The organism is Pantoea sp. CTOTU49201 (assembly GCF_032054795.1).
In the GTDB taxonomy this organism is placed as follows: domain Bacteria; phylum Pseudomonadota; class Gammaproteobacteria; order Enterobacterales; family Enterobacteriaceae; genus Pantoea; species Pantoea symbiotica.
In genome coordinates, this window is record NZ_DAMBSA010000210.1 from 1 (window position 1) to 7,986 (window position 7,986).

9 protein-coding genes are annotated in these 7,986 nt (G+C 55.2%); all 9 read right to left on the reverse strand.

Annotated features, from left to right (window positions below):
• Nucleotides 1-43: 43 nt before the first annotated feature.
• A complete protein-coding gene (hisP, locus tag RTY00_RS14960) occupies nt 44-817 on the reverse strand; it encodes a histidine ABC transporter ATP-binding protein HisP (protein ID WP_008105186.1) in 774 nt (257 codons plus the stop codon).
• Between the two features lie 8 nt (nt 818-825).
• Complete coding sequence (locus tag RTY00_RS14965; protein WP_008105190.1) at nt 826-1,542, reverse strand: ABC transporter permease; 717 nt, start codon at nt 1,540-1,542, stop codon at nt 826-828.
• Nucleotides 1,539-2,225 (reverse strand): histidine ABC transporter permease HisQ, encoded by a 687-nt coding sequence (locus tag RTY00_RS14970; protein ID WP_312664971.1) that lies wholly within the window; start codon nt 2,223-2,225, stop codon nt 1,539-1,541. The genes RTY00_RS14965 and RTY00_RS14970 overlap by 4 nt, the downstream gene beginning before the upstream one ends.
• 194 nt (nt 2,226-2,419) lie before the next feature.
• On the reverse strand, nt 2,420-3,202 hold the full coding sequence (argT, locus tag RTY00_RS14975) for a lysine/arginine/ornithine ABC transporter substrate-binding protein ArgT (RefSeq protein WP_008105195.1): 783 nt from the start codon (nt 3,200-3,202) through the stop codon (nt 2,420-2,422).
• Nucleotides 3,203-3,480: 278 nt separating this feature from the next.
• On the reverse strand, nt 3,481-4,050 hold the full coding sequence (locus tag RTY00_RS14980; RefSeq protein WP_061717852.1) for a UbiX family flavin prenyltransferase: 570 nt from the start codon (nt 4,048-4,050) through the stop codon (nt 3,481-3,483).
• A gap of 116 nt (nt 4,051-4,166) precedes the next feature.
• Nucleotides 4,167-5,684 (reverse strand): amidophosphoribosyltransferase, encoded by a 1,518-nt coding sequence (gene purF / locus RTY00_RS14985; protein ID WP_008105199.1) that lies wholly within the window; start codon nt 5,682-5,684, stop codon nt 4,167-4,169.
• Nucleotides 5,685-5,720: 36 nt separating this feature from the next.
• Nucleotides 5,721-6,206 carry a colicin V production protein gene (gene cvpA, locus RTY00_RS14990; protein WP_008105200.1) on the reverse strand — a complete coding sequence of 162 codons (486 nt, stop codon included), beginning with the start codon at nt 6,204-6,206 and terminating at the stop codon, nt 5,721-5,723.
• Nucleotides 6,207-6,456: 250 nt separating this feature from the next.
• The gene (gene dedD, locus RTY00_RS14995; RefSeq protein WP_312664972.1) at nt 6,457-7,206 is read right to left on the reverse strand and encodes a cell division protein DedD; all 750 of its coding nucleotides are present in this window, start codon (nt 7,204-7,206) and stop codon (nt 6,457-6,459) included.
• The coding region (gene folC / locus RTY00_RS15000; RefSeq protein WP_312664973.1) for a bifunctional tetrahydrofolate synthase/dihydrofolate synthase at nt 7,196-7,986 on the reverse strand (791 nt) is incomplete at its 5' end. The genes dedD and folC, both read right to left, overlap by 11 nt.

A 7,986-nucleotide genomic window follows, 5' to 3' on the forward strand; every position in this document is an offset into this window, starting at 1 on the left:
GCGCACCTTAGGCCGTAGGGTCACTATTTATGGTGACCTGCAACTACTTCAACGATCCCTTCAAAAACTGCTGCAATCGTGGGCTTTTCGGGTTACCGAACAGCTCATCCGGCGAACCTTGTTCCTCAATCTTGCCCTGATGCAGAAAAATCACGTGATTAGAGACGTGACGAGCAAACTCCATCTCGTGCGTCACCACCACCATGGTTTTGCCCTCTTCCGCCAGCTTCTGCATGATGCGCAGCACTTCGCCGACCAGCTCCGGATCAAGCGCAGAAGTGGGTTCATCAAACAGCAACACTTCGGGCTCCATCGCCAACGCCCGCGCAATCGACACGCGCTGCTGCTGACCGCCAGAGAGATGCACCGGATATTTGGCACGTGCACGCGCATCAATGCCGACTTTATCCAGATACTTAATCGCCCGCTCACGCGCTTCCGCCTTGCTCAGCCCCAGCACCTGAATCGGCGCTTCGGTGACGTTATCCAGCACCGTCATGTGGCTCCACAGGTTGAAGTGCTGAAACACCATCGTCAGGCGCGTACGCAGCATACGCAGCTGCTCTTTGTTCGCGACTTTCAGTTGGCCATCGGTGTCGCGCACCAGATTGATCTGCTGGTTGTTGACCACAATGGTGCCTTCGCTCGGTTTCTCGAGGAAGTTAATGCAGCGTAAGAAGGTACTTTTTCCGGAACCGGACGAGCCAATAATGCTGATCACATCGCCGGCATTCGCCTGCAGCGATACGCCTTTCAGAACTTCATGTTCACCGTAACGTTTGTGCAGTTCGGTAACGCTTAATTTATTGTCAGCCATAGTGATACTCAATGCGATGAAGAAGGTTTTACGTGCGCCAGGAAGCGTTGTTCAGCTTTGCGGAACAAGCTAATCAGCCCGTAAGAGATAATCAGATACAGCACCGCAGCGATGCCAAACGCGGTAAACGGCTGATAGGTGGCCGAGTTGATATCGCGCGCGATTTTTAACAGATCCGGCACCGTTGCGGTAAACGCCAGCGCGGTGGAGTGCAGCATCAGGATCACTTCATTGCTGTACGCCGGCAGCGCAGTGCGCAGCGCCGAAGGCAGAATGATGCAGCGATACAATTTAAACGGCGAGAAACCATAGGCGCGCGCCGCTTCGATTTCGCCGTGCGGTACCGAACGAATCGCACCGGCAAAGATTTCGGTGGTATAGGCGCAGGTATTCAGCGTGAACGCCAACAGCGTACAGTTCAGTCCGCTGCGGAAGAAGGCGTTCAGCAGCTCAGTGCCTTTCACCACTTCCAGCGTGTACATGCCGGAGTAGAACACCAGCAGCTGCACATACAGCGGCGTGCCGCGAAACACGTAGGTGAACAGCCAAACCGGCGTGGAGATAAAGCGGTTAGAGGAGACGCGCGCAATCGCCAGCAGCACGGCGAGCGAACCGCCGATCACCACCGAGATGATCAATAACCACAGCGTAATCGCGATGCCGGTAAAACGGTAACCATCGGTCCAGAGCAGCTGTTTCCAATACTCCTGAATAATCTCAATCATAGCTCTGCCCTTTTCACTCCCACCGTGTAGCGACGTTCAAGCCACCACAGCACGCCGTTCGACAGCGTGGTAAACACCAGATAAATCACACCCGCCACAATGGCGAAGTAGAACGGCTGCCAGGTACTTTTGCCAGCCAGCTGCGTGGCTTTCACCACATCTTCCAGCCCCAGCAGCGAAACCAGCGCCGTGGCTTTGAGAATAACCTGCCAGTTGTTGCCGATGCCCGGCAGCGCAAAGCGCATCATGGCCGGGAACAGAATGCGACGGAAGGTTTGCGAGCCGGTGAAACCAAACGCGGTTGCCGCTTCGATCTGCCCTCTAGGCACCGCCAGGAATGCACCACGGAAGGTTTCGGTGAAGTAAGCGCCGTAAATGAAGCCGAGCGTGATGATACCGGCGACCATCGGATCGATATCAAACTGCGCCAGTCCCAGCGCATCGGTGAGAGTATTCAGCGCGATCTGCAGACCGTAGAAGATCAGCAGCATCAACACCAAATCAGGCACACCGCGGATTAAGGTGGTGTAGCCTTCAAACAGCATCGCCAGCGGGCGACTGCGGGAAAGTTTGGCGCCAGCGCCAATTAAGCCGAGCACCACCGCCAGCAACACGGAACTGAGTGCCAGCTCCAGCGTCACAAGGGTGCCCTTGAGGATTACTTCGGAATAGCCATACAACATGGGTTCAATCCTGTCGTGAGGGTAAATTACAAACGCTGCCCAACTGACGGACAGTCCTAACCAGGAAATTTGAATCGCAGGATGGATGGCGGCAAGCGTATGAAGCCGGGCAGTTTACATATGTAAGCGCCCGGAGTGAATACTTATGTGCAACCTTCCTGCATTTCACAGACCAGGATTAGGAAACAGGATAATTAATCGCCGTACACGTTGAAATCAAAGTACTTCTTGGCAATTTTGTCGTAAGTGCCGTCTTTACGCATCTCGTTAAAGGCTTTATCGATCGCCGCTTTCAGGTCTGCGTCATCTTTACGCAGGCCCATGCCGGTACCCACGCCAAAGACTTTTTCATCTTTAACCGCTGGACCCGCAAAAGCGTACTTAGCGCCAACAGGCTGTTTCAGGAAGCCTTCGCTCGCCTGCACTTCGTCCTGGAACGCAGCATCAATACGACCGGCATTCAGATCCTGATACACCAGATCCTGGTTAGCGTAAGGCGTAACGGTGACACCTTTTGGCTGCCAGTACTCTTTTGCATAAGTTTCCTGGGTGGTGCCCTGCAGCAAACCGATGTTTTTGCCTTTCAGCGATTCAATGGTCGGTTGCAGCGTTGAGCCTTTCGGTGCCACTAAGCGTGCGTTGGCGGCGTACAGTTTTTCAGAGAAGTTGATCTCTTCCTGACGCTTTTCGGTAATTGACAGAGAAGAGATAATGGCGTCGATCTTCTTCGCTTTCAGCGACGGGATCAGCGCATCGAAATCACTTTCCACATAAGTACATTTAGTCTTGATACGCTTACAAATTTCGTTCGCCAGATCGATATCAAAGCCAACCAGCTGACCTTGCGCGTTCTTGGATTCGAATGGCGGATAAGTCGGGTCAGTTCCGATGCGCAGCGACTGCGGTACAGCGGCGAAGACGCTCGCGCTACTTACCATTGTCAGCATCAGAGAAAGAGCCAGAACTCGCTTTTTCATAGGTAACCCTCAAGTGAAGTGCTTATTGTTATGTGGTGCGTGATGTGTTGGTTTGCGCTGTAAGCTGTGCAGGTTTCATGCCAGTTATGCGAATTGGCTAAACGCTGCGCATGCGCGCTAAATACTGCGCCGGTTAGCGGCGCAAGCACTTAGTTTGTGAGGGAAATATAACAGCGGTGTGAGGAAGAAAAAGCGACATTGTTAACTTTTGGTGCACAAGATGCACGAAGAGTGATCGCACACGCGAATTTGCACACGAGCAGTGCATTAATGCACCATTATGCGCCACTCCAGCGAGTGAAAAGATCTTCTGGCAGCTCAATATCGAACTGATCGAGCACGCGATTCACCGTTTGATCGACTAAATCACCGATGGATTGCGGACGGTGATAGAACGCCGGCACCGGCGGCATAATCAGCGCGCCCAGTTCCGCTGCGGTGGTCATCATGCGCAGATGTCCCAGATGCAGCGGCGTTTCACGCACGCACAGCACCAGCTTACGCTGCTCTTTCAGTACCACGTCTGCGGCGCGGGTCAGCAAGCTGTCGCTGTAGCTGTGCACAATGCCCGACAGCGTTTTCATCGAGCACGGCGCAATCGCCATACCGAGGGTTTTGTAGGATCCTGATGAGATGCTGGCGGCGATGTCGCGCACGTCATGCACCACATCGGCCATCGCTTGCACTTCACGCAGGCTGAAATCGGTCTCCAGCGCCAGCGTTTGCCGCGCGGCGGGGCTGATCACCAAATGGGTTTCCACCTCCGCCAGCGGTTGCAGCACTTGCAACATGCGCACGCCGTAGATCGCGCCGCTGGCGCCGGAAATGCCAATGATCAGTCGTTTCATAATTCAGCCTTGCAGGTTCAGATTGCGGCAATGATAGCGGCTCGCTGAACAAAAATACAAAAACAAACAGGGCGGGATTGCGCCCGCCCTGCTTTTACTCTGCCACAACCGCGGGCTTAGCCTTCGTTGTGCAGCTCCAGCCCTTCCACTTCAGTCTGACGCGCGATGGCTTTAGAATCGTCATTACGCAGCGACTGCAGATACTCAAGGTACTGTTGATCGACGTCTTTGGTGACGTAGATGCCGTTGAATACCGAGCACTCAAAGTTGGCGATATCCGGGTTCTCTTCACGAACCGCTTCAATCAGATCGTTGAGATCCTGGAAAATCAGCGCATCGGCTTTGATCAGCTGGCAAATCTCATCCACTTCACGGCCGTGTGCAATCAGTTCGGTGGCGCTTGGCATATCGATGCCATACACGTTCGGGAAACGAATTTCCGGTGCCGCCGAGGCGAGATACACTTTTTTTGCGCCCGCTTCACGTGCCATCTCAATGATTTGCTCAGACGTGGTGCCGCGTACGATGGAGTCATCCACCAGCAACACGTTCTTATCACGGAACTCAGCGCGGTTGGCGTTCAGCTTACGGCGAACCGCGCTGCGACGCTGCTGCTGTCCTGGCATGATAAAGGTGCGGCCAACGTAGCGGTTTTTCACGAAGCCCTGACGATACGGCTTGTCGAGGATGCGTGCGATTTCCAGCGCGATATCAGTGGAGGTTTCCGGAATTGGAATCACCACATCGATATCCAGATCTTCCCACTCGCGGGCAATTTTGTTGCCCAGCTTGGTGCCCATGCGCACGCGCGCGCTGTACACCGAGATTTTGTCGAGGAACGAATCCGGACGAGCAAAATAGACGTACTCGAACAGGCATGGATTGGTTTTCGGGTTCTCGGCGCACTGACGCGTCGAGAGCTGGCCCTGCTCGGTGATGTACACCGCTTCGCCAGGTGCTACGTCACGAATGAACTCGAAGCCCAGCGTATCCAGCGCCACGCTCTCTGACGCCACCATGTATTCGGTGCGGCCATCGGCGATAACGCGCTTGCCCAGCACCAGCGGACGAATACCGTTGGGATCGCGGAAGGCGACCATGCCGTGTCCGATAATCATTGAAACCACTGCGTAAGCGCCGCGCACCTGCTGATGCACCGCCGCCACCGCAGCAAAAATGTTGTCAGCTTCCAGCGGATAGTGCTGAAAACGGTCCAGCTCCTGCGCAAAGATATTCAGCAGGATTTCGGAATCTGAGGTGGTATTGACGTGACGGCGACCCGTTTCGAACAGCTGTTTACGCAGTTCGTGGGCGTTGGTCAGGTTGCCGTTATGCGCCAACGTGATGCCGTAAGGGGAGTTCACGTAGAAAGGCTGCGCTTCAGAGGCGCTGGAGCTGCCTGCTGTTGGGTAGCGCACATGGCCAATGCCGATGTTGCCCTGCAAACGCTGCATGTGACGCGCTTCGAACACATCGCTGACCAGGCCGTTAGCCTTACGCAAACGGAAGCAGTTAATAGCATCGATGGTACAAATGCCGGCGGCATCCTGCCCGCGGTGCTGAAGCACCGTTAACGCGTCATAGATTGACTGGTTTACTGGCATAAAACCGGTGATACCAACAATACCGCACATATTGTCTTTTCCTCATTAGCCGCACGCCCGATGGTGTCACCGGGGTAAAAAACTCGACGTACTTTTCAGGTAATCGAAAAACCACCTGATGATGTAACTGAATTCGGGGATAAGTTGCGACTGTTGCCAGTCCGGACTTTTCGAAAAGCCGGTGAATGTATCGAGGAAGAACAGCATAGCAGATACGATCAGCACGCCACGCAACGCCCCGAAACAGACTCCCAACACCCTGTCGGTTCCCGACAAGCCAGTTTTTTCAACCAGCGAGCCGATGACATAGTTGACGATGGCACCCACAATCAGGGTAGCAACGAATAACACCGCGATGGCGATGCCGTTGCGCACCAGTTCGTCGCTAAAACCGGTAAACCAGACTGCAAGGTAGGCGTAATAATGACTGGCGACAAAAAACGCGCATCCCCAGGTAACGAGAGATAAGGCTTCCCGGACAAACCCACGAATCAGGCTGACCAGAGCCGAAAAACCAACTACCGCAATAATGACGTAATCAATCCAGATCATGAACTCTTCCAGCCCAGTGCTATCGCACCCCTGCATCCAGTTCGGGGCGCATTCTAACAGAAAAAGAAAACGTTTGCGTAGGGTTTTCCGGTTCTGTTTCCGCAAAAAGGGCGATGAAAAAAACTTTCGTCGCCCTGTGTATTATCAGGGATTTAATCCACTGATATTCAATGATTTTATTGCCGCGCTTCGCTACAAATTTTTTGTAAAGCCGCGCCTTTTTCTGTTATCGGCGCGGCTTATCAGCACTTTATCTGGCGCTATACGGTTTCACCACACCACCGAGGCCGGAGATGCTTTGCAGCTCACTCAGCGAGCCTTGCAGCTTCGCTTTGTTCGCGTCCGGACCGACGTAAATACGGGTGATTTGTCCCTGCACCGGCGTTGACGGCACGGTGAAGGCGCGATAACCGGAAAGCCGCAGTTGTGCCACAATCTCACTCACTTTCGCCGCGTTCTTCAGCGCACCGAGCTGTACCACAAACGCCTGACCGGCTGGCGCTGCAGGTTCACTTTGCTTCGGCGTTTCCACCGGTTTTGGCTGTTCAACCGGCTTCGGCTGCTCAACAGGCTTCAGCTTCGGTTGCTCAACCGGTTTTGGCTTCGGCTGTTCAACCGGCTTCGGTTTCGGCTGCTCGACCGGTTTTGGCTTCGGCTGTTCAACCGGTTTCGGCTGCACTTGCTGATGCACCGGCGGCGGCGTCACCACGCTTGGCTCGCTATTCTGCGTTGGCTGCTCGCTGCCGTTGGTGGCGGTCTTACCGCCGTTCTGATTTTGTGCCGCGCCCGCCCCTTCCGGCGGCTGCGCCGGTAAGGGTTGCGTCACCGGCGGCACCATTTCGCTATCCTGCTGATCGTCCGGTTTTGGCACCAGCGGAATGGCGGCGAACTCTTCTTTATAATGCTTCTTCTTACCGTCCAGCAGGCCGGGCAACACGATGACACCAATCGCCACCAGAATGACCGTACCGACTAAGCGATTTTGGAACTTACTTGCCACTGCCGTTCTCCGCTGCCATCGATTCCATAACCTGCGCTACGGTGTGGAAAGAGCCACACACCAGAATCACATCTTCGGGACGCGCCTGCTGACGCGCCGCTTGCCAGGCCGCATCAACGTTGCTGTAAGCCACGCCACCATCCAGATGAGCGAGGAGCTCATCGGCGGAGGCACCGCGCGGGCCGTCGAGCGGCGCGCAGTACCAGCGGTCAACCTGAGGCGCCAGCGCCGCCAACGTTCCCGCGATATCTTTGTCGTGCAGCATCCCGACCACCGCATGCACTTCACCGCTATGTGGCTCTTCTTCCAGACGTGAAGCCAGATAATAAGCGGCATGCGGATTGTGCGCCACATCGAGGATCACGCGCGGCGCTTCGCTGACGGTCTGGAAACGCCCCGGCAGAATCGCAAGCGGCAGATGCTGACGAATAATCGCTTCGCTCACCGTTAAACCCGACGCACGCAGCGCAGTCAGCGCGGTGGCGGCATTGGCTAACGGCACCTGCGGCAGCGGTAAATCACGCAGCTCGCCATGCGCATCCTGCAACATCCAGCTGGCACCGGTTTGCAGCCACTGCCAGTCGCGATTGCGCTGCAACAATACTGCGCCCTTCTCCGCCGCAACATCCGCGATGGTGCCCGGCATATCGGCTTCACCGACGATGGCCGGTTTACCTGCGCGGAACACGCCGGCTTTTTCCCGGCCGATACTTTCACGGTCCGGACCCAGCCAATCGGTGTGATCCAGCGCGATGCTGGTGATCACCGCCACATCGGCAT

Excerpts from the sequence above, each read along its gene's own strand:
- hisP (WP_008105186.1), bottom strand. The coding sequence starts at position 817 with ATGGCTGACAATAAATTAAGCGTTACCGAACTGCACAAACGTTACGGT.
- argT (WP_008105195.1), bottom strand. The coding sequence starts at position 3,202 with ATGAAAAAGCGAGTTCTGGCTCTTTCTCTGATGCTGACAATGGTAAGT.
- RTY00_RS14965 (WP_008105190.1), bottom strand. The coding sequence starts at position 1,542 with ATGATTGAGATTATTCAGGAGTATTGGAAACAGCTGCTCTGGACCGAT.
- purF (WP_008105199.1), bottom strand. The coding sequence starts at position 5,684 with ATGTGCGGTATTGTTGGTATCACCGGTTTTATGCCAGTAAACCAGTCA.
- cvpA (WP_008105200.1), bottom strand. The coding sequence starts at position 6,206 with ATGATCTGGATTGATTACGTCATTATTGCGGTAGTTGGTTTTTCGGCT.
- RTY00_RS14970 (WP_312664971.1), bottom strand. The coding sequence starts at position 2,225 with ATGTTGTATGGCTATTCCGAAGTAATCCTCAAGGGCACCCTTGTGACG.
- RTY00_RS14980 (WP_061717852.1), bottom strand. The coding sequence starts at position 4,050 with ATGAAACGACTGATCATTGGCATTTCCGGCGCCAGCGGCGCGATCTAC.